Source organism: Stenotrophomonas sp. KH_052, from assembly GCF_057838755.1.
In genome coordinates, this window is sequence record NZ_CM174475.1 from 757,379 (window position 1) to 782,292 (window position 24,914).

Annotated in this window: 27 protein-coding genes; 18 read left to right on the plus strand and 9 right to left on the minus strand. The window is 67.1% G+C overall.

Features of this window, described 5'->3' with window-relative positions; all coding sequences use genetic code 11:
- Positions 1–90 precede the first annotated feature (90 nt).
- The 5 genes from AC3ITW_RS03325 (at position 91) to AC3ITW_RS03345 (ending at position 5,007) form a co-directional block, all read left to right on the plus strand.
- Positions 91–2,334 (plus strand): TonB-dependent hemoglobin/transferrin/lactoferrin family receptor, encoded by a 2,244-nt coding sequence (locus AC3ITW_RS03325; protein ID WP_489390061.1) that lies wholly within the window; start codon positions 91–93, stop codon positions 2,332–2,334.
- A gap of 4 nt (positions 2,335–2,338) precedes the next feature.
- Entirely contained in the window at positions 2,339–2,938 is a 600-nt protein-coding gene (locus tag AC3ITW_RS03330) for a ChuX/HutX family heme-like substrate-binding protein (protein WP_100467818.1), read from the plus strand.
- A 73-nt stretch (positions 2,939–3,011) separates the two neighbouring features.
- Positions 3,012–3,938 carry a DUF6607 family protein gene (locus tag AC3ITW_RS03335; RefSeq protein ID WP_489390062.1) on the plus strand — a complete coding sequence of 309 codons (927 nt, stop codon included), beginning with the start codon at positions 3,012–3,014 and terminating at the stop codon, positions 3,936–3,938.
- A 254-nt stretch (positions 3,939–4,192) separates the two neighbouring features.
- Entirely contained in the window at positions 4,193–4,723 is a 531-nt protein-coding gene (locus AC3ITW_RS03340; RefSeq protein ID WP_004144370.1) for a hypothetical protein, read from the plus strand.
- Positions 4,723–5,007, plus strand: coding sequence for a hypothetical protein (locus AC3ITW_RS03345; protein ID WP_004144371.1), 285 nt, complete (start codon positions 4,723–4,725; stop codon positions 5,005–5,007). Before AC3ITW_RS03340 ends, AC3ITW_RS03345 begins: the two co-directional genes overlap by 1 nt.
- Before the next feature lie 225 nt (positions 5,008–5,232).
- Here AC3ITW_RS03345 and AC3ITW_RS03350 read toward each other — a convergent pair whose 3' ends face one another.
- The 3 genes from AC3ITW_RS03350 to AC3ITW_RS03360 form a co-directional block, all read right to left on the minus strand.
- The gene (locus AC3ITW_RS03350) at positions 5,233–5,718 is read right to left on the minus strand and encodes a hypothetical protein (protein WP_141650935.1); all 486 of its coding nucleotides are present in this window, start codon (positions 5,716–5,718) and stop codon (positions 5,233–5,235) included.
- Between the two features lie 108 nt (positions 5,719–5,826).
- Complete coding sequence (locus AC3ITW_RS03355) at positions 5,827–8,343, minus strand: ABC transporter permease (protein WP_100434062.1); 2,517 nt, start codon at positions 8,341–8,343, stop codon at positions 5,827–5,829.
- Positions 8,340–8,987, minus strand: coding sequence for an ABC transporter ATP-binding protein (locus tag AC3ITW_RS03360; RefSeq protein WP_012510087.1), 648 nt, complete (start codon positions 8,985–8,987; stop codon positions 8,340–8,342). The genes AC3ITW_RS03355 and AC3ITW_RS03360 overlap by 4 nt, the downstream gene beginning before the upstream one ends.
- 75 nt (positions 8,988–9,062) lie before the next feature.
- Between AC3ITW_RS03360 and AC3ITW_RS03365 the strand changes: the two genes are divergently transcribed.
- The 3 genes from AC3ITW_RS03365 (at position 9,063) to AC3ITW_RS03375 (ending at position 11,936) form a co-directional block, all read left to right on the plus strand.
- Positions 9,063–9,707: an arylesterase gene (locus AC3ITW_RS03365; RefSeq protein WP_065722802.1), complete on the plus strand. Its 645-nt coding sequence runs from the start codon at positions 9,063–9,065 to the stop codon at positions 9,705–9,707.
- 87 nt (positions 9,708–9,794) lie between these two features.
- Positions 9,795–10,508: a response regulator transcription factor gene (locus AC3ITW_RS03370; protein WP_002811889.1), complete on the plus strand. Its 714-nt coding sequence runs from the start codon at positions 9,795–9,797 to the stop codon at positions 10,506–10,508.
- 156 nt (positions 10,509–10,664) lie between these two features.
- The gene (locus tag AC3ITW_RS03375; protein WP_012510089.1) at positions 10,665–11,936 is read left to right on the plus strand and encodes a sensor histidine kinase; all 1,272 of its coding nucleotides are present in this window, start codon (positions 10,665–10,667) and stop codon (positions 11,934–11,936) included.
- A gap of 159 nt (positions 11,937–12,095) precedes the next feature.
- Here AC3ITW_RS03375 and AC3ITW_RS03380 read toward each other — a convergent pair whose 3' ends face one another.
- Positions 12,096–12,797, minus strand: a complete 702-nt coding sequence (locus AC3ITW_RS03380) for an SGNH/GDSL hydrolase family protein (RefSeq protein WP_100434063.1) — start codon at positions 12,795–12,797, stop codon at positions 12,096–12,098.
- A gap of 213 nt (positions 12,798–13,010) precedes the next feature.
- On the opposite strand from AC3ITW_RS03380, the gene AC3ITW_RS03385 reads away from it, so the two are divergent.
- The 10 genes from AC3ITW_RS03385 to AC3ITW_RS03430 all read left to right on the plus strand — a co-directional run bounded on the left by AC3ITW_RS03385 (position 13,011) and on the right by AC3ITW_RS03430 (position 20,962).
- A complete protein-coding gene (locus AC3ITW_RS03385; protein WP_100434064.1) occupies positions 13,011–13,406 on the plus strand; it encodes a diacylglycerol kinase in 396 nt (131 codons plus the stop codon).
- Between the two features lie 32 nt (positions 13,407–13,438).
- Positions 13,439–14,188, plus strand: a complete 750-nt coding sequence (locus tag AC3ITW_RS03390; RefSeq protein WP_012510092.1) for a TerC family protein — start codon at positions 13,439–13,441, stop codon at positions 14,186–14,188.
- Positions 14,189–14,452: 264 nt separating this feature from the next.
- Positions 14,453–15,613 (plus strand): MFS transporter, encoded by a 1,161-nt coding sequence (locus AC3ITW_RS03395; protein WP_489390063.1) that lies wholly within the window; start codon positions 14,453–14,455, stop codon positions 15,611–15,613.
- 548 nt (positions 15,614–16,161) lie between these two features.
- Complete coding sequence (locus tag AC3ITW_RS03400) at positions 16,162–16,782, plus strand: LemA family protein (protein WP_489390064.1); 621 nt, start codon at positions 16,162–16,164, stop codon at positions 16,780–16,782.
- 3 nt (positions 16,783–16,785) lie between these two features.
- Positions 16,786–17,673, plus strand: coding sequence for a TPM domain-containing protein (locus tag AC3ITW_RS03405; protein WP_004144473.1), 888 nt, complete (start codon positions 16,786–16,788; stop codon positions 17,671–17,673).
- Entirely contained in the window at positions 17,673–18,167 is a 495-nt protein-coding gene (locus AC3ITW_RS03410) for a TPM domain-containing protein (RefSeq protein ID WP_004144481.1), read from the plus strand. Before AC3ITW_RS03405 ends, AC3ITW_RS03410 begins: the two co-directional genes overlap by 1 nt.
- Positions 18,168–18,218: 51 nt before the next feature.
- Positions 18,219–19,106: a prolipoprotein diacylglyceryl transferase gene (gene lgt, locus AC3ITW_RS03415; RefSeq protein ID WP_004144483.1), complete on the plus strand. Its 888-nt coding sequence runs from the start codon at positions 18,219–18,221 to the stop codon at positions 19,104–19,106.
- Entirely contained in the window at positions 19,103–19,897 is a 795-nt protein-coding gene (locus tag AC3ITW_RS03420; protein ID WP_100434068.1) for a thymidylate synthase, read from the plus strand. Before lgt ends, AC3ITW_RS03420 begins: the two co-directional genes overlap by 4 nt.
- An 8-nt stretch (positions 19,898–19,905) precedes the next feature.
- Positions 19,906–20,457 carry a hypothetical protein gene (locus AC3ITW_RS03425; RefSeq protein WP_153675019.1) on the plus strand — a complete coding sequence of 184 codons (552 nt, stop codon included), beginning with the start codon at positions 19,906–19,908 and terminating at the stop codon, positions 20,455–20,457.
- A gap of 13 nt (positions 20,458–20,470) precedes the next feature.
- Entirely contained in the window at positions 20,471–20,962 is a 492-nt protein-coding gene (locus tag AC3ITW_RS03430; protein WP_012510098.1) for a dihydrofolate reductase, read from the plus strand.
- Positions 20,963–21,051: 89 nt separating this feature from the next.
- Here the strand turns inward: AC3ITW_RS03430 and AC3ITW_RS03435 are convergent, their stop codons facing one another.
- Genes AC3ITW_RS03435 through pdxA form a run of 5 tightly spaced genes read right to left on the minus strand, consistent with a single transcriptional unit; the run spans position 21,052 to position 24,911 of the window.
- A complete protein-coding gene (locus AC3ITW_RS03435) occupies positions 21,052–21,699 on the minus strand; it encodes a DUF1287 domain-containing protein (RefSeq protein ID WP_100434069.1) in 648 nt (215 codons plus the stop codon).
- Positions 21,696–22,718, minus strand: coding sequence for a symmetrical bis(5'-nucleosyl)-tetraphosphatase (locus tag AC3ITW_RS03440; protein WP_448122583.1), 1,023 nt, complete (start codon positions 22,716–22,718; stop codon positions 21,696–21,698). The genes AC3ITW_RS03435 and AC3ITW_RS03440 overlap by 4 nt, the downstream gene beginning before the upstream one ends.
- 15 nt (positions 22,719–22,733) lie before the next feature.
- Positions 22,734–23,117 (minus strand): Co2+/Mg2+ efflux protein ApaG, encoded by a 384-nt coding sequence (gene apaG / locus AC3ITW_RS03445; RefSeq protein WP_032968744.1) that lies wholly within the window; start codon positions 23,115–23,117, stop codon positions 22,734–22,736.
- A gap of 13 nt (positions 23,118–23,130) precedes the next feature.
- On the minus strand, positions 23,131–23,934 hold the full coding sequence (gene rsmA / locus AC3ITW_RS03450) for a 16S rRNA (adenine(1518)-N(6)/adenine(1519)-N(6))-dimethyltransferase RsmA (RefSeq protein ID WP_012510102.1): 804 nt from the start codon (positions 23,932–23,934) through the stop codon (positions 23,131–23,133).
- Positions 23,931–24,911 carry a 4-hydroxythreonine-4-phosphate dehydrogenase PdxA gene (gene pdxA, locus AC3ITW_RS03455; RefSeq protein ID WP_489390065.1) on the minus strand — a complete coding sequence of 327 codons (981 nt, stop codon included), beginning with the start codon at positions 24,909–24,911 and terminating at the stop codon, positions 23,931–23,933. Before pdxA ends, rsmA begins: the two co-directional genes overlap by 4 nt.
- Between the last annotated feature and the right edge of the window lie 3 nt (positions 24,912–24,914).

Genomic DNA, 24,914 nt, shown 5'->3' on the forward strand with positions numbered 1-24,914 from the left:
CCGCTCCCGCTCTCTCCCCCTCGGTCTACCGCGTGCACCTTCCGGGTGTGCCGGTAACCGGGGGTTCCCTTGCCTGACCGAATGAACCCGATGACCCGCCATACCGCCCTGTGTCTCGCCGTCTGGATGGCCTTGCCGCTGTCCGCCCACGCTGCTGCTGCCGCCGCGCCCGATGCGCGCGAATTCGACCGGGTGCAGGTCACCGCCACCCGCACCGAACGGGCCGTGAGCGACGTCGCGGCCACCGTCGACGTCATTGACCGCGAGCAGATGGACCGGCACCTGGTACAGGACATCAAGGATCTGGTGCGCTACGAGCCGGGCCTGTCGGTCACCCGCAGCGCCACCCGCTTCGGCCTGGATGGTTTCCGCATCCGTGGCCTGGATGGCAACCGCGTGCGCATCCAGACCGACGGTATCGTCATGCCGACCCGGTTCGATATCGGTTCGTTCGCCAGTTCCAACCGCAACTTCACCGATCTCGATACGCTCAAGCGCGTGGAGATCGTGCGCGGCCCGGCCAGTTCGCTGTACGGCTCCGACGCATTGGGCGGCGTGGTCGCGTTCGTCACCAAGGACCCGGCCGACTACCTCAAGGACGGCAAGAACAGCTACTTCGGCCTGAAGTTCGGCTACGACGGCGAGTGGAAGGGCCTGCTTGGCGGTGCCACCGCTGCTTTCGGTGGCGAGCACTGGAGCGGTCTGGTCAACGTCAACCACCACCAGGGCCAGGAAACGGACAACAAGGGCACGGTACGCAGCGACAACGACACCCGTACGGCGTCCAATCCGCAGGACCGCGACGGCCGCAGCCTGCTCAGCAAGCTGGTCTACGCACCGAGCGAAGACCAGCGCTTCCGCCTGACCGTGGAAGGCAACGAAGACACCACCGATACCAATGTGTTGTCGGCGATTGCCAGCGTTGCACCGCGCCCCGGCGCGATGGCTGCGGCCACTGGCATGAAGTCCCACGACACGCAGAAGCGTACCCGCGTGTCCTTTGCCCACGAAATGGATGCGCTGGACCAGCCGTTCGCCGACAACCTGCATTGGCAGGTGTATGCGCAGAACAGCGAAACCCGGCAGCAGACCGACGAGACCCGCACCGACGGCAGTCGTCGCCACCGCGTGTTTTCCTTCGACCAGCATGCCTATGGCCTGCAGGCGCAGTTCAACAAGGCCTTCAGCACCGGTGCGGTCGAACATGCGTTGACCTACGGCTTCGAGGGCACGCGCACCGAGATCCGCCAGAAGCGCGACGGCTATCAGGTCAACCGTGCCGGTGTGGTCAGCAACACCGTTACCCCCGACACCTTCCCGGTGCGTGACTTCCCGATCAGCAAGACCACCGAGTTGGGCCTGTACGCGCAGGATGAAATGCGCCTGGCCGACGGCAAGCTGTCGCTGGTGCCGGGCGTACGCGTGGACCGTTACGAGCTGAAGCCGGAAGTGGACAGCATCTTCGCCGAAGACAATCCGACTACCGCCGTAGCGCAGCTGAAGAAGACCAGCGTGTCGCCGAAGCTGGGCATGGTCTGGCGCTTCACCGACGAATGGTCGCTGTTCGCCGGCTATGCTCGCGGCTTCCGGTCGCCGCCGTACAACGACGTCAACATCGGCCTGACCAACGTCGCCTTCGGATACACCGCCATCGCCAACCCGGACCTGAAGCCGGAAACCAGTGACGGCTACGAGCTGGGCCTGCGCTTCATCGCACCGGCCGCGTACGTCAGCGTCAGCGGCTATTACAACGACTACAAGGACTTCATCGAGTCCAACGTCAACACCGGCCGCAACGCACAGGGCCTGATGGTGTTCCAGTCGCAGAACATCGCCGACGCGCGCATCTATGGTGCGGAAATGAAGGCCGGCATCGAATTCGGTGAACTCAGCCCGGCGCTGAAGGGCTGGGCGCTGCGCAGCGCACTGGCGTGGTCGCGTGGCGACAACAAGACCGACGACGAACCGCTGGCCTCGGTCGATCCGCTGCGTGGCACGCTGGGCCTGATGTACGACACCGACACCTGGGGTGTCGAGCTGGCCGGCACCTTCGTGCAGCGCAAGAAGCATCTGCCGCCGCCGGCCGCGCAGACCAACCCGAATGCACCGGCGCCGTTCGTCTACCAGCCGGCTGGCTACGGCGTGCTGGACCTGATGGCGCACTGGAACTTCGCACCGGGTGCCACCTTCAATGTCGGCGTGTTCAACCTGGCCGACAAGCGCTACATCGAATGGTCGTCGATCACCCCGAGCCTGATCACCAATCGCGCATTGAGCGATCGCTTCAGCAGCCCGGGCCGTACCTTCTCCGCCAGCCTTGCCGTTTCCTGGTGACCTCATGAGCCGAGCACTGTCCGCCCGCAGGAATGACTCCATCGCCGCGCCGAACAGCGCGGCCTGGCCGACCCCGGCACAGCTGGCCACGCTCGGCACCGTGCTGTGCCTGTACCACGCCGACGGCAATGAGCTGGGTGGCTGGCGCCAGGCGGTGCGTGTACATGCCTGCCAGGGCGTGGACAGCGAGGGCCTGCGCGAAAGCCTGTGCTTCCTCGATGGCCGCGGCCGCTGCGTGTGGCGCCTGTACCTGCTGCCGGACAGTGACTTCCTGGCCTGGGACCGGCTGGTCGCCGCGCTGCCGCCGGGCCCGGAACACGACAGCGATGCCAGCGTCGGTGAACGCCTGTGGCGGCGCCTGGCCGGCCATCTGGGGGGCCAGCGCTGGCGCCTGTGCGCGCTGCGCCTGCATGCCGCCGACGATGGCCGCACACTGGCCGCCAGTCTGTCGACCCTGTCCTCGCTGGGCGCAGCCACCGCGCGCCGCATTGCACGGCTGGAAGGTGCCGAAGGCGAGCTGGCAATCGACGATTGCTGCTGTGCCGATGCCGCGCGGCGTCCGGCGCCACGGATTCCCGGCGACCTGCCGCTGATCCGCCTGTGACCCACTCCTGATGGAACGCCTGTCGGCCACGGACGGCCTCTCAACGCATCTGCAACCCCGAAGGAAGACCCCGATGAAGCTCCAGACAGCCAGCGTCATGCTGCTGCTCGCCGCCAGCGGCGTGGCCAGCGCGCAGCCCTCCGACATCGCCCGCGACCACGACAGCATCCTTGCCATGCAGGGTGAGTACACCGTGGACTTCGCCTTTGACGAGACCGTGCTGCTGAAGCCGGGCTACGAGCGCGCACCGGCGATGCGCAGTGGCGGCAACGAAGTGGTCATCGTGGTCGAAGACACCCCGAAGCGCATCGTGCTGCAGCACCTGCTGCTGGACGAGAAGAGCGGCCACATCACCAAGCACTGGCGCCAGGACTGGGTCTACGAAGCGCCGAACCGTTTCGAGTTCAGTGCCGACCAGACCTGGAAGGTGCGCAGCATTCCGGCGGCGGTGAACCAGGGCGCCTGGACCCAGTGCGTGTACGAAGTGAGCGACGCACCGCGCTACTGCGGCACCGGCACGTGGACCTACACCAACAACGTGCCGAGCTGGATCAGCGACCTGAGCTGGCGTCCGCTGCCGCGCCGTGAGTACACCAAGCGCAGCGATTACAACGCGCTGGCCGTGATCAACCGCCACACGCTGACCCCGAACGGCTGGACCCACGAGCAGTTCAACACCAAGGTGCAGCGCAACGCCGACGGCAGCCAGGTGGAGATCGCCCGCGAGTTCGGCTTCAATGATTACGTGAAGACCACCGAGGTCGATTTCACCCCGGCGCGCAACTACTGGAAGGCCACTGCCGGTTACTGGGCCAAGGTGCGCCAGCGCTGGGACGGTTTCCTCGGCCAGGCGCCGGGCGTGCACCTGAAGACCAAGATCGACGGCATGGCGATGATCATCCCGATGTTCACCCAGGCCGAAGAGATCCAGGCCGGCAAGAAGGTGAAGGACAAGCAGATCGACGACCTGTTCGCCAAGTACGTGGAAAAGGCCCAGTAAGTCGAGCCATGCTCGACTCATGGCGCGGATCCTCTGGTCAGGTGCCGTGCCGCATATCCGCTTCTGGTAGGTGCCGAGCTTGCTCGGCACGCTCTTCGCCGGCGATTGCACGTGGCATCCATGCTTGGGGTCGCGTTACATGGCGCCTGATGCGTATCGCTTTGACGTAATTCGCCACATTCTCTCGAAACCTCCGCTCGGAGGTTGGGCATGCGATAGGGTGGCTGCCCACGCCGCCCTTGATCATCCCACCGATGAAACTCTCCGAACTCTGCAGCCAACTGTTGTCCGGCGAAGCCTGCGACGACATCGACAGTTTCCATCTCGAAATCGACGACTTCGAGGAGCTGGAACTTGTCTCGCGCTTGAGTCGGATCGATGGAGTGCTGGAGCGCCTTGGGCCTCGATGGACCTCGGCCTATCTGCTCAGTCTCTGCAATCACGTGCTTTCAACAGTCCGCATTTCCGGTAGTGCACGCGATTCAGCCGATGCGAAGATGTTTCTCGCATTGAGCTTCACCGACTTCGAGCTGCACGCGCAAGAGGGCATCCTGCTTCCAAGCGTCTTCTATTATCCAGGCCCCGAAGGGGTTGCGTTCGGGAGCCACCGTCGGCACGAATCCGACAGGGCGGCTTCGGCTGAAATCGACATCGTGCGCTCCGTGTTCGAAGATGCTGGCATGATCGCTGGATTTCGCTTCTGCGAGAGCCGCACCGATGGTCCCCCAGGTCACGACGTGGTTCGTGTCTTTGCGATTCCATCGTTCGAAAATGAGGTTCGCTGATGCTCGTGGAAGAGCGCCAGGTGTTCGAAACCTACCTGTCCGATCCGCAAGTTTGTGATCGTCTCGAACAGCATTTCCTCGACGCGTTCACAGCCGGCATCCAGGCGGCCAATCTGCGTGCTGAAGACTTCCGCAGCCCGCATTACAACGTGTTCTTCGTCGATGGTACAAAAGACCGCGAAGCCAACCCCATTTTCTCCGCCAAGCATATGATCAGCGGCAACATCGTCCGTATCGTCATTTTCGAAAGCCCTCCGGACTACACCGAAGTCCACAACCGGTAGGGGATGACAATGCCAAGGACGAGCTCTGCGTGTTCGTAACGCTTTCGGGTATGCAGCGTGCGATGGATTCGACCGTGGCTTGGGCGAAGCAGCAGGCGTTGTGAGCCGCATCCACGCATGGCGTGGATCTACCTACCTCTGCTTCCGGTAGGTGCCGAGCCTGCTCGGCACGCTCTTCGCCGGTGATCGCACACCGCATCCACGCCATGCGTGGATGCGATGCACTCAAGACGCCTTCTCACCCAACGTGGTCAGGTCCAGCCCGGCGTCCTGGAAGGCACGCAGGGTGGCCTGCAGGCTGGCCTCGTCATCGCGGGTGCGGACGCCCATGACAGCTTGGTGGCAACGCACTCGATCCGTGCTGCAGGCGCTCCGGTCCGGCAGCAGCAGCGCGGTCTGTGCGACGAGGATCGCCATGTGCGCCACTTCCTTTCTCGGTTTCGGTTGGCCCCGGTAGAACCGGTCGAACTCAGTACGCAGGTCGGCCACCACGTCGGCATCGCTGCGCGTGCGTGACACGCTGGCCGGAACCAGATAGGTCGGGTGGCCCTCGTGGAAGGCTTGTGCTTCATCGGCCAGCACCGTTTCCAGCACGAAAGCCTGCACCGCGTCAGGAACATAGCCCTCCGCCGCGCGGGCGCCTGCGGGTAGCACCGCGGTGAGCAGCGGGGAACTGGCGAGAAGGATGCGCAGACAGACGCCGTATTTCATCTTCATTCCTTGAACATCGGGAGCGCGGTGAACGAGGTTCCGCTTCCGGACGATCTGATCGGGTGGGGCGCGCAGCATAGCGCCCCACCCGAGCGTGTCACGATCGCGTCAGGCTTCGCGCAGGGCCAGTGCCGGTGGCGTATGCAGGATCGCGCGCGTGCCCCACCAGCCTGCCAGCAGGCTCAAGCCGATGCCGACCACGCCGCCGATCAGCAGGCCCGGCCACGGCGGCAGCAACGGCAGCTCGAACACCTTCTGCGAGACCGCCACACCGATCGCAGCGGCCGCGCCCACCGCCAGCAACGCGGCCAGCGTGCCCAGCGCACCGAATTCCACCAGTACCGCGCCACGCAGCTGGCGCCGGGTCGCGCCCAGCGTGCGCAGCACGGCGCTGTCGTAACGTCGTTCGCCCGCCGTGGCCTGCAGCGCGGCCAGCAGCACCAGCACGCCGGCCAGCAGACTGAACACCATCACCAGCTGCACCGCCTGCGCCACCCGTTCCATCACATCGCGCACCTGCGAGATCACCGCGTCCACGTCCAGCAGCGACAGGTTCGGCTGCGCGCGTACCAGCTCGCCCAGTCCGGCGGCCTTGCCGGCCGGTAGATGGAATGCCGACAGCAGGTTGTGTGGCGTATCGCCCACCGCGTTCGGGTTCAGCAGCACGAAGAAGTTCGGACGGAAGGTGTTCCAGTCCGCCTTGCGCACGCTGGTGACAGTGAACTCGCGCTCCTGCTCGCCCACCGCAATGGTGATGCGGTCGCCCGGATACACGCCGTAGCGCTTGGCCCAGCCGATTTCGACCGAGGCTTCGGCGGCGGTGCTGTCTGCCTTCCAGAACGTACCGTTGACCAGCGTGTTGGCTGGCGGGAAGCTGCTGCGCCAGCTGAAGTTCAACGGCCGGTTTTCGTCATCGTCATCGCGCTGGCCTTCGCCGGACGCCGGCTGCCCGCTCTGTTCCGGCGAGCGGTCCACGCGCAGCGGCGGCTTGCCGTTGATCGCGATCAGGCGGCCGGTGGCCATCGGTTCGATGCTGGCGTCGTTGGCGCCCAGTCCACGCAGCGCGGCCAGCACGTTGTCGCGCTGCTCGGGCTGGATGTTGATCAGGAAGTAGTTCGGCGTATCCGCGGGCAGTCGCTCGCGCCACTGCTGCAGCAGGCCGGGACCGGTCACCGCCAGCAGCAACAGCGCGCACAGCGACAGCGACAGCCCCACCAGCTGCATCACCGCCAGCATCCGGCGCCGGGTCAGCGCCGCCAGGCCCAGTCGCCAGTTGCCATGCAGACGGTGCTGCAGGCCGCGCAGCAGCTGCAGCAGCACGAAGCCGACCACGCCGGCCGCCACCGCCAGCGCGGCCAGGCCGCCCAGCACCCACAACGCCAGCTTGAGATCACCGGTGACCTGCACCGCCAGCAGCAGACTGGCCGCCAACGCCGCCACGTAGGCCAGCAGCGAAGCCGGCGGCAGGGCGGCGAAGGAACGGTTGAGCACCCGCATCGGCGGCACCCCGCGCAGGCGCAGCAGCGGCGGCAGGCCGAAGCCGAACAGCAGCAACAGCCCGATGCCGGCGCCGGTCAGCGCAGGCATTGCCTCGGGCAGCGGCAGGCGCTGCGGCACCAGGCTGCCCAGCACCTGCACCAGGCCCTCCTGCGCAGCCATGCCCAGGCCGATGCCGAGTGCGCAGGCCGGCACCGCCAGCATCAGCAGCTGCAGTGCCAGGCCGGACAGGATGTCGCGCTGGCGCGCGCCCAGGCAGCGCAGGATCGCCACCTGGTCGATGCGGCGCAGGGCGAAGCGGTTCGCCGCCAGCGCCGTGGCAACACCGGCCAGCAATACCGCCAGCAGCGCGCTGAGGCCGAGGAAGCGCCCGGCCAGGTCGAAGGCCTGGCGCACGCCACGCTGGGTGTCGTCCATGCTCAGCAGGCGCAGGCCCTTGATCTGCGGCAGCAGCCACTGGCGCAGCGCAGCAACCTGGTCGGCCGGCCCGGCGAACATCAGCCGGTAGTTGATGCGGCTGCCCGGACCGAGCAGGCCGGTGCCTTCCACATCGGCGCGGTTGACCAGCAGGGTGGGGGAAAGCGTAAGCAGGTCGCCGCCGGTATCCGGCTCGGCCTCGATGATGCCGGCGATGCGCAGCGTGCCAGCGCCGAATTCAAGGTCGTCGCCTGCTTTCAGTCCCAGCCCCTGCAGCAGGCGCGGGTCGGCATAGGCCTGGCCCTTGGCCGGCATGCCGGCGTTGTCGATCAGGGCGCCCCCGGGCGTGGCCCGCACCCGCAGCGTGCCACGCAGCGGATAGCCCGCCTGCACCGCTTTGATGCTGGCCATCTGGCTGGCATCACCGTTGAACAGCACGCTGCCGAAGCTGGCGATACGGGTGTAGGACAGTCCGCGCCGCTGCGCCTCGTCGGCGAACGCCTGCGGCGGGTCATCGCGCCCGGCGATGCCGAGGTCGCCGCCAAGCATTTCCGCTGCGCTGCCGGTCAGTGCCAGGTTGACCCGGTTCACCAGCGTGCCGACCGCGGTCATCACCGCCACGCCCAGCACCAGCGCGGCGAACACTGTCAGCAGGTCGCCGGCCAGCGCCTCGCGGCGCAGCGCGCGCCACGCGTGCCGCAGCAGGTTCATGCCTGCGCCCCACGCTCGACCGGCAGCAGGCGGCCGTCGTCGATGCGGTGGATGTACTGGCAACGCTGGGCCAGGCGCAGGTCGTGAGTGACCAGCACCAGGGTGGTGCCGCTGCCGGCGTTGAGTTCGAACAGCAGGTCGCTGATGTGCTGGCCGGTGGCGTGGTCCAGCGAACCGGTCGGTTCGTCGGCGAACAGGATGCGCGGGCGGGTGACGAAGGCACGTGCCAGCGCCACGCGCTGCTGCTCGCCGCCCGACAACTGGCGTGGGTAGTGGCGGGCACGATGGCCCAGGCCGACCTGCGCCAGTACCTCGTCGACGCGTGCGCGGTCCTCGCGCCCGGCCAGCTCCAGCGGCAACGCGACGTTCTCGGCGGCGGTCAGCGCCGGCAGCAGGTGGAAGCTCTGGAACACGAAGCCGACCTCGCGTGCGCGCAGCTGGGCGCGGGCTTCCTCGTCCAGCGCCGCCAGATCCTGGCCGGCCAGCGCGATGCTGCCGCGGCTGGGCAGGTCAAGCCCGGCCAGCAGGCCGAGCAGGGTGGTCTTGCCGGAACCGGACGCGCCGACGATGGCCACGCTGGTGCCTTCATGGACGGTCAGGGTGATGTTGTCCAGTATGTGGACTTCACCCTCCGGGCCCTGCACGGATTTGCCGACCTGTTCGACGGCGATGGCGACGGGCGCGCTGCGGGGGGACAGGCTGTCGATGAGGAGACTCCAATGCGCAAGACGGGATGGAGCCGGCGAGCCGGCGCGATGATGGTGCTGTTGCTGGGGTTACTGCTGCTGCCCGGGCTGGCCTCTGCCAAAGGTCCGGTCGGCACGGTGCTGGTGCTCGGCGACAGCCTCAGTGCTGCCCACAATATCCCTGCCGACGCCGGCTGGGTCAGCCTGCTGCAGCAGCGGGTCAGGCAGCAGTCGAAAACCCCGGCGCGCATCGTCAATGCCAGCATGAGCGGTGAGACCACCGCCGGCGCTCTGACCCGCCTGCCGGGCCTGCTGGCCAAGGAGAAACCGACTGTGGTGGTGATTGCCCTCGGCGGCAATGACGCACTGCGCGGGCTGACCCCGGCGCAGGTGCAGGGCAACCTGGAAAAGATGGTGCAGGCCAGCCAGAAGGCTGGTGCCAAGGTGCTGCTGCTGGGCATCGATGTACCACCCAACTATGGGGCGGGTTATCGCCAGCGGCTGGCGGCGGCCTACAAGGCACTGGCCACGCAGTACAAGGTGCCGCTGCTGCCGTTCCTGCTGGAAGGTGTGGCACTGCAGCCCGGGCTGATGCAGGCTGATGGCCTGCACCCGACCGCGCAGGCGCAGCCGAAGGTGCTGGACAACGTCTGGCCATTGCTGCGGCCCCTGCTCTGAACGATTTACATCCCTCTTGACGGAACTTCACATCGCGTCCACCGTCGATCCGGCATGTTTCACAAAGCTGAAGTTAGAGGGAATCACATGCGTCAGACGAAGGAGACCTCCGGCTTGGTGCTGGTGGTCGAAGACAACCGCAACATCTCCGAGATGATCGGGGAATACCTGGAAGGTCGCGGCTTCGAAGTCGACTATGCACAGGACGGCCTGGATGGCTACCGCCTTGCGGCGGAGAACAGCTATGACGTCGTGGTGCTCGACTTGATGTTGCCGCGCCTGGATGGCATCGAAGTGTGCCGTCGCCTGCGCAACGATGCGCGCAAGTCCACCCCGGTGCTGATGCTCACGGCACGCGACACGCTGGATGACAAGCTCACCGGGCTCGGTTTCGGCGCCGATGACTATCTGACCAAGCCGTTCGCGATCCAGGAGCTGGAAGCACGCCTGCGCGCGCTGATCCGTCGCGAACGCCGTCAGGTCGGTTCGGAAGTGCTCAAGGTCGCCGACCTGGTGCTCGATCCGGTCAGCATGCGTGCCACCCGTGCCGGCACCGAGCTGCAGCTGTCGCCGATCGGCCTGCGCCTGCTGACCATCCTGATGCGCGAATCGCCGCGCGTGGTCACCCGCCAGGAGATCGAGCGCGAGATCTGGGGCAACGGGCTGCCGGATTCGGACACCCTGCGCAGCCATCTGTACAACCTGCGCAAGATCATCGACAAGCCGTTCGACCGCCCGCTGCTGCACACCGTACAGAGCGCCGGTTACCGCATTGCCGATATCGCCCAGCCGATGGCCTGAGCAGGGCCATCGCCGGTGCAGCAGCAAGCCCGGCCGGGCAACGGCCACGCACCAGGGCAGGGCATGACCGGCAGGCGGTACCGCCGGTCAGCGCCCATGCACGACTACGGCGCGGTGCGCTGCCTATAATCGCAGCGCTCCGACCGGGACCCCGCAATGCCGCACGGCCTGCCGCGCAAGATCCGTATCGCTTTCATCCTGCAGGCAGTGCTGGCCAGCCTGGGCATCCTGCTCGGTGCCTGGCTGGTATCGCTGGTGATCAAGCACAGCCTGGTCGGCGCCGCCCTGCGCGAAGAAGCGGCGTACTTCTGGACCCTGCACGAGGCCTCGCCGGTGCAGCCGCCACCCAACACCCAGAACATCCGTGGCTACCTGCTGGAAAGCGGGCAGTCGGCGTTGTCGTTGCCGGCCAACCTGCGCAATCTGGAGCCGGGCTTCCACGAACTGCGCAAGGACGACCAGCTGGTACTGGTCGATGTGCGCCCGGCCGGCCGCCTGTACCTGGTGTTCCTGCGTTCGCGCGCGGAAATGCTGGCGTTCTGGTTCGGCATCGTGCCGGTGCTGCTGACCCTGCTGGCGGTGTATGGCGCCAGCTGGGTGACCTATCGCGCCTCCAAGCGGCTGGTGTCGCCGGTGAACTGGCTGGCGCGCCGTGTCTCGCGCTGGGACCCGGGCCATCCCGAGGCGGCCGACCTGGAGCCGAACAAGCTGCCGGCGGACATGCAGGGCGAGACCCGGCAGCTGGCCGCCGCACTGCATTCACTGGCCAACCGGGTCAGCGCGCACGTGGCCCGTGAGCGCAACTTCACCCGCGATGCCAGCCATGAGCTGCGCACACCGCTGACCGTGATCCGCGTGGCCAGCGACATGGCGCTGGGCGATGACAGCCTGCAGCCGCGCCTGCGCCGCAGCCTCCAGCGTATCCAGCGCGCCGGGCGTGACATGGAGGCAGTGATCGATGCGTTCCTGATCCTGGCCCGCGAGGCCGATGTCGAGCCGCAGATCGAGCTGTTCGACGTCAACGACATCGTCCGCTACGAGGTGGACAACGCCAACGAGCTGCTGGGTACGCGTCCGGTATCGGTGCACCTGCACAGCGATGGTCCGGTGCAGCTGCATGCGCCGCCACGGGTGCTGCAGGTGGTGGTCAGCAATCTGGTGCGCAACGCCTGCAGCTATACCGACGAAGGGCGCATCGACGTGCACGTGCACAACGACCGGGTGGTGGTGCGCGACACCGGCATCGGCATGTCCGCCGAGGCGCTGTCGCGCGCGTTCGAGCCGTTCTACCGCGCCGAGCCGAGCCGCCCGCAGGGTACCGGCCTGGGCCTGTCGATCGTGCGTCGGCTGTGTGATCGCTTCGGCTGGAAGGTCAGCCTGGCCAGTGAGCCGGGCAAGGGCACCGAAGCCACGGTGATTTTCCGCTGACGCCACGCCGGGCATGGCCCGGCGCTACCCCGGTGCTTGGCCGGGGTCGGATCCCGTTGCCACGCAACGGGCTCTGACCCCACGCCCGATCCCGGTAGATCCACGCCATGCGTGGATGGGCGACGGTAGCGCCGGGCCATGCCCGGCGTCGGCAATGGCTCAGTTGCAGTTGACCTTCGGCGCCAGCGCCCTGGTCCAGATCGCATAGCCGGCCGGGGTCATGTGCAGCATGTCCTCGCGGAACAGCGTCGCATCCGGCTGGCCGTCGGTGCCGAGCATCGGCGTGTAGACGTCGGTGAAGCCGGTGTTGGGCAGCTTGGCCAGGGCCGCCTTGATCAGCGTGTTGGCCTCGTTGATCGCCGGCAGCAGGTGCGCGCGCGACGGGCTTGGCTTGATCGACAGGTACTCCACCTTCGTCTTCGGCAGGTCGCGATGCACGCGCTGCACGAAGGCAACCACATCGTCGCGCACCTGCACGGCGCTGCGGCCGCTGTTGAGGTCGTTGTCACCGGCGTAGAAGAACACCTTGCACGGTGCATACGGCACCACGATCTGGCCGGCATACCAGGTGCTGTCGCGCACTTCCGAACCGCCGAAACCACGGTTGAACACCGGCTGGCCGGGGAAGTCGGCTGCCAGGCCTTCCCACATGCGGATCGAGGAGCTGCCGATGAACTCGATGCCGCCCCGTGGCGGCGGGCTGGCCTGGTCGGCGCTGGCAAAGTGGGCCATGTCGCCGGCCCAGGCCACGTTGGAGACCTGCTCGGGCACGCGCGGCGGCTTGGCCGGGCTCAGCGCCTGAGCCAGGGGGGCGGCGGTCAGCAGGCCCAGCATCAGCAGGCAGGTACGGCGACGGGACATCAGGCGCTCCAGCAGGGAAGGGGAAAGCCATCATAGAAGCTGGGCCGGGCCGGGGCTTGCCCCTGGCAGTCCATTCACCGGGCCGGTGCCGGGATGCGGCTGGCGGCCTTGTGGCAAAATGGCCCCCATCTGCCTATCCCTGTGCACCCATGATTCCCTGCCGTGCGTCTGAGCGGTCGCTGCGCCGCGCCCCTGTTGCTGGATGTTCCACCCGTGGCTGATCAGTTCGGCCATCTGCCCCGCGGCCCGCGCCGCATCTTCCAGGCCGCCCGCTGGTCCTGGCAGGGCCTGCGCGCCGCCTGGCTGCACGAGTCCTCGTTCCGGCTGGAGGTCTACCTGCTGGTGCTGCTGACCCCGCTCGCGGTCTGGCTGGGCCAGACCCCGGTCGAACGCGCGCTGCTGATCGGCTCGATGCTGCTGGTGCTGGCGATGGAACTGGCCAACTCGGCCATCGAGGCGGTGATCGAGCGCTACGGCAGCGAGATCCATGAGCTGGCCGGCCGCGCCAAGGACATGGGCTCGGCGGCGGTGTTCATGCTGATGATGAACGTGCTGCTGTGCTGGGGCCTGGTACTGGTGCCGCGCCTGTTCCCGGCCAGCGCCGGCTGATCCTTCTTCCTCCCCCTTGTTGAAGACTTCCCATGTCCCTTGAGTTTCTCGCCGATCCGAACGTCTGGTTGACCCTGTTCACCCTTAGCGCGCTGGAAATCGTGCTCGGCATCGACAACCTGGTGTTCATTTCCATCGCGGTCAGCAAGCTGCCCGAGCACCGCCGCCCGTTCGCACGCCGGCTCGGCATCGCCGTGGCCTGCATTACCCGTATCGGCCTGCTGGTGTCCCTGGCGTACCTGGCGCACATGCAGGCGAACCTGTTCACCGTGGCCGGCATGGGCATTTCCATCCGCGACCTGGTGCTGATCGTCGGTGGCCTGTTCCTGATCATCAAGGGCTGGATGGAGATCAAGGAAATGATCACCGGTGGCGAGGATGAGGACCCGAGCACGACCAAGACCTCGGCCGTGTTCGGCTACGTGATCGCGCAGATCGCGATCATCGACATCGTGTTCTCGCTGGACTCGGTGATCACTGCCGTCGGCATCGCCGACCACGTGCCGGTGATGGTCGCCGCGATCCTGCTGTCGGTGGCGGTGATGCTGCTGGCCGCCAACCCGCTGGGCCGCTTCATCGATGCCAACCCGACCGTGAAGATGCTGGCCCTGGCCTTCATCCTGCTGATCGGTGCGGTGCTGATCCTGGATGGCCTGGACGTGCACGTGCCCAAGCCCTACATCTACGCGGCGATGGGCTTCTCGGTGCTGGTGGAGTGGCTGAACCTGCTGATGCGCCGCCGCGCGCGCGAACACCACGTGCCGGGCGCCGGCGACTGGTAAGCGGCTCACAGGCAAGCGTGTCACCCCGAACCCCCGGCCCTGCCGGGGGTTCTTCGTTTCGGGGCCGCTGCGCCCGCCGGGCATGGCCCGGCGCTACCGTTCGTGGCGTGGTCTGGTAGCGCCGCGCCATGCCCGGCGGGGAGGTTCCCGCCAGCTGTGAATTGAGATCAACAGTGTTTTCCCGGGGCGAGGCTTAATCCGGGCCGGTAAAGCGCGCAGGCTACGCGCTCTTTCCCAGGACCTGCCCCCACGCAGGATGACCCCATGAACTCCAGAGCCGCCTTGTTGGCCCTCGCTGTTGGCGCTTTCGCCATCGGCACTACCGAATTCGCGCCGATGGGCCTGCTGCCGGTCATTGCCGACGGCGTAGGCGTGAACATCCCCACCGCCGGCATGTTGATCACGGCCTACGCCGTGGGCGTCATGCTGGGTGCACCTGTGATGACCCTGCTGATGGGACGCTTCGGCAAGCGCACTGCGCTGATGCTGCTGATGTCGATCTTCGTGGTCGGCAACCTGCTGTCGGCACTGGCCCCGAACTACGGCCTGCTGCTGTTGTCGCGCCTGGTCACCAGCCTCAATCACGGTGCCTTCTTCGGCATCGGTGCGGTGGTCGCCGCCAGCCTGGTACCGAAGGAAAAGCAGGCGGCCGCCGTGGCGACCATGTTCATGGGCCTCACCATCGCCAACATCGGCGGTGTGCCGCTGGCCACCTGGGTGGGGCAGCAGCTGGGCTGGCGCCTGTCCTTCGCCGGCACGGCGGTGCTGGGCCTGGTCGCGATCACCGCGCTGGGCCTGGCCCTGCCGGCATCCGCGCCCGATGCGCGTCCGGACGTGCGCCGCGAACTGAAGGCGATCCTGCAGCCGCAGGTGCTGCTGGCCATGGCCACCACAGTGCTCGGCGCCGGCGCGATGTTCACCCTCTACACCTACGTGGCGCCGGTGCTGACCGAGCTGACCGGCGCGTCCAACGCCTTCATTGCGATGTCACTGGCCCTGATCGGCATCGGTTTCACCTTCGGCAACGGCATTGGTGGCCGCATGGCCGACTGGTCGCTGGATGGTGCCACCCGCATCCTGCTGGCGGTCCTGGCCGTGCTGATGTTCGTGCTGCCGCTGGCCTTCATGAGCCACGCCACGGCGGCGCTGGGTGTACTGCTGTTCGGTGCCGCGACTTTCGCGATCGTGCCGCCGCTGCAGATCCGGGTGATGCAGGCGGCCAGCGAGGCGCCAGGCCTGGCGTCGTCGATCAACGTCGGTGCGTTCAATCTCGGCAATGCGCTCGGTGCAGCACTGGGTGGTGCGGTGATCAGTTCGGGCCTGGGCTACGCCGCGATTCCGGTGGCCGGTGGCCTGCTGGCGGCCTCAGGGTTGCTGCTGGCATGGCTGGGGCGTCCGCGCGCTGCGGTGGCTGAGGCCTGCTGAGGAGTGTTGGATTCCGGCAGGGCTTGCAGCCCTGCACCCGCTGCAATCAACGTCAACGGCAAAAGCCGGCGCTGGTTTTCTGAGGGTTGGGCGGGGTGGTGTGGGTTGGCAGGACACGCCGTGAACCCATCCATGGGGGCTCGATGGCGCCATCCATGGCGCCAACGGTCCTGCCAACCCACACCGCCCCACCTCCGACAGATTGCCGCGATCGGTCGGAAAGGCGTTCTGCTTTGGTAGGTGTCGACCTTGGTCGACACGAATGCCTGAAGAACCGGCTTTTGCTTTTATTTTTTTCTTTTGATCTTCCCGCGGTGCGCAGGAAACCGTATGAGGCCGGGCGGGTGGGCGTGGCGGGGGTGTCCGCGGCATGGATGCCGCGGCCAAGCCTCCAGGGACGGATTCACGGCGTCCCCCGCCATGCCCACCCGCCCGGACTATTCAGGCGATCCATGAGCATGGCCACCGCGGAGGGGGCGGCGCCCGATGGCCGGTCTTTCACCCGAACCATGGCATGCTCGGCGCCAAGCCCACCCGGAACCTTCGCCATGCGCCTGTTCACCCGCGTCCTGCCCTTGATGCTGCTGGCTTCACTGCTCTCCGGCTGTGGCTACAACGCCATCCAGCAGAAGGATGAAGCGGTCAAGGCCAGCTGGTCCGAAGTGCTCAACCAGTACAAGCGCCGTGCCGACCTGGTACCCAACCTGGTGCAGACCGTGAAAGGCTTTGCCAGCCAGGAAGAGCGCGTGCTGACCGAAGTCACCAACGCCCGCTCGCGGGTCGGCCAGATCAACGTCAACGCCGACGACGAAACCTCGCTCAAGCAGTTCCAGCAGGCCCAGGGCGAACTCGGCAGTGCGTTGTCGCGGCTGCTGGTGGTCACCGAGAATTATCCGGTGCTCAAGTCCGACCAGAACTTCCGCGATCTGCAGGCGCAGCTGGAAGGTACCGAGAACCGCATCACCGTCGCCCGCGGTCGCTACATCCAGCAGGTGCAGGACTACAACACCTACATCCGCTCGTTCCCGCAGGTGATCACCGCCAAGATCTTCGGCTACAAGACCAAGCCGAACTTCACCGTGGACAACGAAGCGCAGATCTCCAATGCGCCGGCGGTGGATTTCGGCAGCGCGCCGCAGCAGCAGCCGGCTCCGCAGCCGGGCCATTGACCCATGCGCCTGGCCACTGCGCTGCTGGCCCTGCTGCTGTGGCTGCCGTTGGCGTCGCAGGCCCAGCAGCTGGCGCCGATTCCGGCGCTGGACTCGCCGGTGGTCGATACCACCGGAACGCTGGATGCCGCGCAGAAGCAGGCGCTGGTGCAGCAGGCACTGGACCTGCAGCAGCGCAAGGGTAGCCAGCTGCAGGTGCTGGTGGTGCCCAGCACCCAGCCTGAGGACATCGCGCAGTACACCACGCGGGTCTTCGACCAATGGCAGATCGGCCGCAAGGGCGTGGATGACGGTGTGCTGCTGGTGGTGGCGAAGGACGACCGGCGCGTGCGCATCGAACCGGGCTACGGCCTGGAGGGCGCCATTCCCGATGCCATCGCCAACCGGGTCATCCAGGAATACCTGGTGCCGCGCTTCCGAGCCGGCGACTACGCCGGTGGCATCACCGATGCCACCGCGGTACTGGTGAAGATCGTCGATGGCGAGGCACTGCCGGCGCCGGTCAGCGGCCAGCGGGGCCGCGAGCCCGACGGTGGCGGCGATACCTGGTTCCTGGCCCTGTTCATCGGTGTATTCGCCGGCAGCATCCTGCGCGGCGTGTTCTCGCGCGTGCCGCGACCGTTGCGTGGCCTGCTCGGCGGTGCTGGTGCCGCACTGGCGGCGTTCCTGTTCACCTCCACCCTGTTGGCCAGTGGCCTGGCGGGCATCGTCGGCCTGATCGTCGCCATGCTGTCCGGCCATCCCGGGCGCTTTGCCGGTGGTGGAGGATGGGGCGGTGGCAGCTGGGGCGGCGGAGGGGGCTTCGGCGGGGGCGGTGGATTTGGTGGTGGCGGCGGCTGGGGCGGCGGCGGTGGCCGTTCCGGCGGCGGCGGTGCTTCGGGGGGCTGGTGATGATCCAACGTCTGTGTCGCCATGTATTTTCGCCGTCGGTGCGGCGTGCGTTCCCGCCGGCCACGCTGCAGGCGATCACCGAGGCCATCGCGGCCGGTGAGCAACGCCACGGTGGCCAGGTGATGTTCGCGGTCGAAGCCGACCTGCCGTGGGCCGCGTTGTGGCACAAAGTGACCCCGCGCCAAGCCGCCGAACACGCCTTCGCCCGCCTGCGTACCTGGGACACGGCCCACAACAACGGCGTGCTGATCTACCTGCTGCTGGCCGATCACGCGATCGAGATCGTCGCCGACCGCGGCCTGCACGGCCGGGTCAGCCCGGCGCAGTGGCAGCGGGTCTGTACCCACCTGCGCGAGGGCCTGCGTGGTTCCAATCCGGTGGAAGCGCTGCAGGATGCCATCGACGAGGTCTCCAGCCTGATCGAAGGGCACTTTCCAGCCTCGACGCGGTCGAACGATGACGCGTTGCCGAACTCGCCCCAGCTCCTTGGTTGAGCCGGGGCGGCACTGGCCCGAGAATAGGCGTTCAACCGCAAGGCACCTTCCATGATCTATTTCCACGACATCGACCCCATCGCCCTCTCGCTGGGGCCGATCAAGGTGCACTGGTACGGCATCATGTACCTGCTCGGCTTCACCGCAGCCTGGCTGCTGGGCCGCAAGCGCATCGCCGATGGGCGCCTGCCGGGCGTCGATGCCAACGGCTTCTCCGACCTGCTGTTCTACGCCATGCTAGGCGTGGTGCTGGGCGGGCGCATCGGCTACATGCTGTTCTACGCGCTGGGCGATTTCCTGCACAACCCGCTGCTGCTGTTCAAGGTGTGGGATGGCGGCATGAGTTTCCACGGCGGCCTGTTGGGCGTGATTGCCGCCTGCTGGTGGTGGTCGCGCAAGCACAAGCTGCATTTCTTCGACACCATGGATTTCATGGCGCCGCTGGTGCCGCTGGGCCTGGGCTTCGGCCGTATCGGCAATTTCATTGGTGCCGAGCTGTGGGGCAAGTACACCGACGGCAGCTGGGGCGTGGTGTTCCCGTCCGGCCTGCCGGCGCCGCTGAACCAGCTTGACCACGCAACGCTGCAGGCGCAGTTCGCCACCGGTGCGTTGAACCAGTTCGCACGCCATCCCTCGCAGCTGTATGAAGCGTTGCTGGAAGGCCTGGTGATGTTCGTGGTGCTGTGGGCGGTATCGGCCAAGCCACGCCACCGCTACCTGGTGGGTGGCCTGTTCGCGCTGATGTACGGCCTGTTCCGCTTCGCGGTGGAGTTCGTGCGCATGCCCGACAACGGCGTCTACGTGGCCTTCGACTGGCTGACCCGTGGCCAGATCCTCAGCCTGCCGCTGATCGCCTTCGGCCTGGTGCTGCTGGTGATGTCGCGCCGCGCGCCGGTACTGCAGCCGCAGCTGCCGGTGGCTGCCGAGGGCAAGGCATGAAGGCTTACCTGGACCTGCTCTCGCACGTGCTGGAACACGGTGCCGAGAAGAGCGACCGCACCGGTACCGGCACCCGCAGCGTGTTCGGCTGGCAGATGCGTTTCAACCTGGCCGACGGCTTCCCGCTGGTCACCACCAAGAAGCTGCACCTGCGCTCGATCATCCACGAGCTGTTGTGGTTCCTGAAGGGCGACACCAACATCGGCTACCTGAAGGACAACCAGGTGCGGATCTGGGACGAGTGGGCCGACGACAACGGCGACCTCGGCCCGGTCTACGGCAAGCAGTGGCGCAGCTGGGCCACTGCCGATGGCGGTGAGATCGACCAGATGCAGTGGCTGGTGGACGAGATCAAGCGCAACCCCGATTCGCGGCGGCTGGTGGTCAGCGCCTGGAACGTGGGCGAGCTCTCGCAGATGGCGCTGATGCCGTGCCACAACCTGTTCCAGTTCTACGTGGTGGACGGCAAGCTCAGCTGCCAGCTGTACCAGCGCAGCGGCGACATTTTCCTCGGTGTGCCGTTCAACATCGCCAGCTACGCGCTGCTGACCCACATGGTGGCGCAGGCCACCGGCCTGGGCGTGGGTGATTTCGTGCACACGCTGGGCGATGCGCACCTGTATTCGAACCACTTCGAGCAGGCCCACGAGCAGCTGTCGCGTGAGCCGCGCGCGCTGCCGAAGCTGTGGTTGAACCCAGAGGTGACCGACCTGTTCGGCTTCCAGTTCGACGACATCCGCATCGACGGCTACGATCCGCATCCGGCGATCAAGGCGCCGGTGGCGGTATGAGCGCGCGCATGCTTTCCCGCTGCCTGTTGGCGCTGTGTGCCGCGCTGCCTCCGGGCATGGCCCAGGCCGCACCGTCGGATACGCTGTCGCTGGCCAGGCAGGTCAATGAGCAGATCGTGCACAAGCACATGCGCGAGGAAGTGCAGGCGTTCGCCGGGGCATTCAACGGCAGCACGATGATGCCCCAGGATGTGCCGGAAGGCTGCCGGGCACAGATGCGTGAGGCGGTGACCGGCATGTACACGGCGATGACCGAGCACTTGAAGGCGGGCGTCGAGAACCCGGCGTATCAGCGTGAGCTTGAACAGGGGCTGGCCACCGTCTATTCCAACGACCAGCTGAAGGCGTTCCTGGCGCGCGGCGCCAGTGACGATATCGCTGCGCTGTCGGCAGAGATCCTGTCGGGACCGGGCCTGAAGGAGATCGAAGAGGCGCAGAAGCAGAAGATCCTCGCTGGCCTGGATGAGCAGACCACGTCCAGCCCTGCGCTGGCTGCGGCATTGCAGGCCGCCAGTGCCGCGAACGCTGCCTGCGAACGCCTGCAGATAGATGCCAGCTGAGGAGGTGGTAGCAGTGAAGCTGTCGATGATCGTGGCGCTGGACCGCAATCGTGGCATCGGCCAGGGCAATGCCATGCCCTGGCACCTGCCGGATGATTTCAAGCATTTCAAGGCGCTCACCCTGGGCAAGCCGATCCTGATGGGGCGCAAGACCGCCGAGTCGATCGGCCGCGTGCTGCCGGGGCGGACCAACCTGGTGCTGACCCGCAGCGGCCAGGTGCCGTTCGAGGGCATGCGTGCAGTGGCGTCGCTGGACGAGGCGAAGGCGATTGCCGAAGGCGAGGGCGCCAGCGAACTGTGCATCATCGGCGGCGGCGAGATCTTCCACCAACTGCTGGACCAGGCCAGTGACCTGTACCTGACCTGGGTCGATGCAGAAGTCCCCGCCGACACGCATTTCCCCGAGGTGGACGCGGATGACTGGCAGGAAGTGAGCAGCGAGCCGCACCCGGCCGATGAACGCCACGCCTACGCGTTCCGCTTCGTGCACTACGTGCGCCGCTGACCGCCGCGCATCTGTAGAGCCGAGCCATGCTCGGCTGCTTTCCGCGGACACCTCCCGTAGCCGAGCATGGCTCGGCTCTACAGGATTGCCTACGGCATCCGGTAATGCCCGATGATCGTGTGCTGGAACAACAGGTTCTCTTCCCGCGTGCCGCGCGCGATGTTGTGCAGCACCAGCGGCGTGCCATCGGCCAAGCGCCGGTCGGAGACGATGCCCACATGCAGCAGGCCGTTGCCGTTGAGCTTCCAGGCGACGATGTCGCCGGCTGCGTAGTCGGCGGCGGCGGTGCTGATCGGCTGCTGCCAGCGCTGTCGCTCGAACCAGCGCATCAGGTTCGGGACGCGACGATGATCGATGTTGCGGTCCGGCCGTGACAGGCCCCAGATCGACGGGTAGGCGCTGAAGTTGCCGCGCATGTCTTCGTGCACGCGGGCCTGCAGGTCCAGGCCCTGGCTGCGCAGAGCGCGCACCACCACGTCAGTGCATACGCCGCGATCCAGTGGCACGTCGCCGCCGGGATAGGCCAGCACCTGGTAAGCGGGGTCGTAGCGGGTGGTGACGCCGATCTGCGCGCGTGCCGCAGCCACCAGCGGCGGTGAGGCGGCCTGCGCTTGCGTCGGTGCGCGTTCAGCGCTGTCCGCAGCCGTTGGAGCAGGCGGCGAGCCGGGCTGGCAGCCGCTGGCCAGAGCCAGCGTCAGCAGCAGCACCGTCCATGGTGCCCAGCCCTGTCGTGTCATGCCTGCGGTGGTGCGCCGTTGTTGTTGCCACCACCACCGTTGCCGCCAGCGCCACCACGACGGCGGCGACGACGCGGGCCGCGGTTGCCCGGGTTGGCGGCCGGAGCATTGCCTCCGCCCTGTTCCTTGCCCTGCGCCGGTGCAGCCGGGCGCTCGTGCGCCGGGCGCGCTGGCGGGCGGGCGTTGGGCACGGGTGCCGGTACATCGCGGCCTGGCACCTGCACCACGCGCAGTTCTTCGGTATCGAGCTGGATCGCGGTGAGCTTGCCGCCCCAGACCGCGCCGGTGTCGATGGCGTGCACGCCCTGGGTGATGGTCAGGCCCAGCGCCGACCAGTGGCCGCAGACCACCTTGAGGTCACGCTCGACCCGGCCCGGCACTTCGAACCAGGGGTACAGCCCCTGTTCCTGCGTGCCCGGCGTGCCCTTGTCCTCGATGCCGATGCGCCCACGCGGGGTGCAGTAGCGCATGCGGGTGAGCACGTTGATGATCGCGCGCGAACGGTCGTAGCCGGACAGGTTCGGTGCCCAGCTCGGCTTGTCGCCGTACATGTTGCGGAACAGCTTGCGGTAGCCGGCGCCGTGCAGCTGCACTTCGACTTCAGCGGCATGCCGCTCGGCCATCTGCGTGGTCCACTTCGGCGCCAGGCCGGCGTGCACCATCATCCAGCCCAGCTCGCGGTCCACATGCACCAGCTTCTGCAGGCGCAGCCAGTCCAGCAGTTCGTCGCGATCCTCGGCCTGCACGATGCGCAGCAGGTCCGGATTGACCTTGCGCTGTTCCTCTTCGGTGCGCGCACCCACGGCCAGCAGCGAAAGGTCGTGGTTGCCCAGCACCACCACGCTGTGCTCGCGCAGCGAGTGCACCAGCCGCAGCGTTTCCAGCGACTGGCCGCCGCGGTTGACCAGGTCGCCACAGAACCACAGGGTGTCCTGCGCGGGGTCGAAGCGGATCTTCTCCAGCAATCGCTGGGTGACGTCATAGCAGCCCTGCAGGTCGCCGATCGCCCACACACTCATCGTTCGGCCTCCGTGTCAGTGCAGGGTGCGCGGGATGGCCAGCACGAAAGGTGCGACCGCCGCAGCGAATTCGGTGCCATCGTCGGCAACCATGTCGTAGTGCCCCTGCATGGTCCCGTGATCGGTCCCCAGCATGACACCGGAGGTGTAACGGAAGTCTTCACCGGGGCGCAGGCGTGGCTGCTCGCCGATCACGCCATCGCCATCGACGTGCTCGACACGGCCGTTGGCATCGGTGATGCGCCAATGGCGTGCGATCAGGCGCGCGGCGACCTGCCCCTGGTTGTGGATGCGGATCGTATAGGCGAACGCATATCGGCCGTCTTCCGGCGCGGATTGATCGTCGAGGAAGCGCGGGGCGACTTCGACGGAGATGGCATAAACGTCAGCGTCTTCCATACCGGCAGTGTAATCAGGAGGCATTGGCCAAAGCGATGAATTCGGCCACGTCCAGCTGTTCGGCACGGGCATCGGGACGCACGCCGGCGGCAGCGAACTGCTCGGCGGACACCACGTTGTTCAGGGCATTGCGCAGCGTCTTGCGGCGCTGGCCGAAAGCGGCCTTGACCACTTCGGCAAAGCGCTTGTGATCGCGGATGTTGATCGTGGCCGGGTCGCGCGGTACCAGTCGCACCACGGCCGAATCGACCTTCGGCGGCGGCCGGAACGCGCCCGGCGGCACCACGAACAGCGAGGTCACCTCGCAGTACGCCTGCAGCATCACGCTGAGACGGCCGAACACCTTGCTGCCGGGGCCGGCGGCCATGCGGTCGACCACTTCCTTCTGCAGCATGAAGTGCATGTCGCGGATCACCGCGGCATGTTCCAGCGCATGGAACAGGATGGGCGAGGAGATGTTGTAGGGCAGGTTGCCGACCAGGCGGATCGGCTGGCCGTCGGCCAGTTCGGTGAAGTCCACGCGCAGCACATCGCGGTGGACGATGGTCAGCTCGCCCAACGGTTCGGCGGCCGCGGTCAGCGGCGCGATCAGGTCGCGGTCGAACTCGATCACCGTCAACTTCGGGTGCACGCGCAGCAGCGGCAGGGTGATCGCACCCTGGCCCGGGCCGATCTCGACCAGGCGGTCACCGTCTTTCGGGTTGACTGCCATCACGATCTTGTCGATGTAGTGGCGGTCGGCCAGGAAATGCTGGCCAAGCTGCTTCTTGGCCGGTGCGGTGAACACCGGGCCGGAGGGGGAATGCGGGGAATTCATGCGCTCAGTGTACGTTGCCGCGCAAGCTGCGCACACAGCGTCGTTGCCGCCTGCAGGCTGGAGGGATCGGCGATGCCGCGGCCGGCAAGATCCAGCGCGGTGCCATGGTCCACGGCCACGCGCGGATAGGGCAGGCCCAGGGTCAGGTTCACCGCCTGCTCGAAGCCTGAGTACTTCAGCACCGGCAGGCCCTGGTCGTGGTACATCGCCAGCACGGTGTCGAAGCCGGCCAGCTTGGCGGGCAGGAAGGCGGTGTCGGCCGGAAGCGGCCCGACCAGATCCATGCCCTCTGCGCGCAGGCGCTGCAGCAGGGGGATGACCAGGTCCAGCTCCTCGCGGCCCAGATGGCCGTCTTCGCCGGCATGCGGGTTCAGGCCGAGCACGGCGATGCGAGGCGCAGCCAGGCCGAACTCGCGGCGCAGCGCGGCATGCACGGTACGCAGGGTGTGCTCCAGGCCGGGAGCGGTGATCGCATCGGCGACGTCGCGCAGCGGCAGGTGGGTGGTGGCCAACGCCACGCGCACGATGTGGTTGGCCAGCATCATCACCACCTTTACCCCGGCCTGGTCGGCCAGCAGTTCGGTGGTGCCGCTGTAGGCGATGCCGCCCTCGTTGATGACCGCCTTGTGCACCGGGCCGGTGACCACCCCGTGCAGTTCGCCGGACAGACAGGCCTGGCCGGCACAGAGCAGGGCGCCGATGACCGCGCCGGCATTGGCCGGATCGGCGTGGCCGAAATGGCTGGGTACGGCGTTGGGGACGGCACGCACGCGCAGGTCACCAGGGACACGCGCTTCGGCGTCCTCGGGCAGCAGCTGCAGTGGCAGGTTCAGCGCGGCCGCGGCCGCGCGCAGGGTGTCCGGGTCGGCGAAGGCCAGCAGCCGGCAATCTTCACGCGGCTGCTGGACAAGGCGGACGCACAGCTCCGGGCCGATCCCGGCGGGCTCGCCCGGTACCAGAGCGAGCTCGGGGCGCATCGG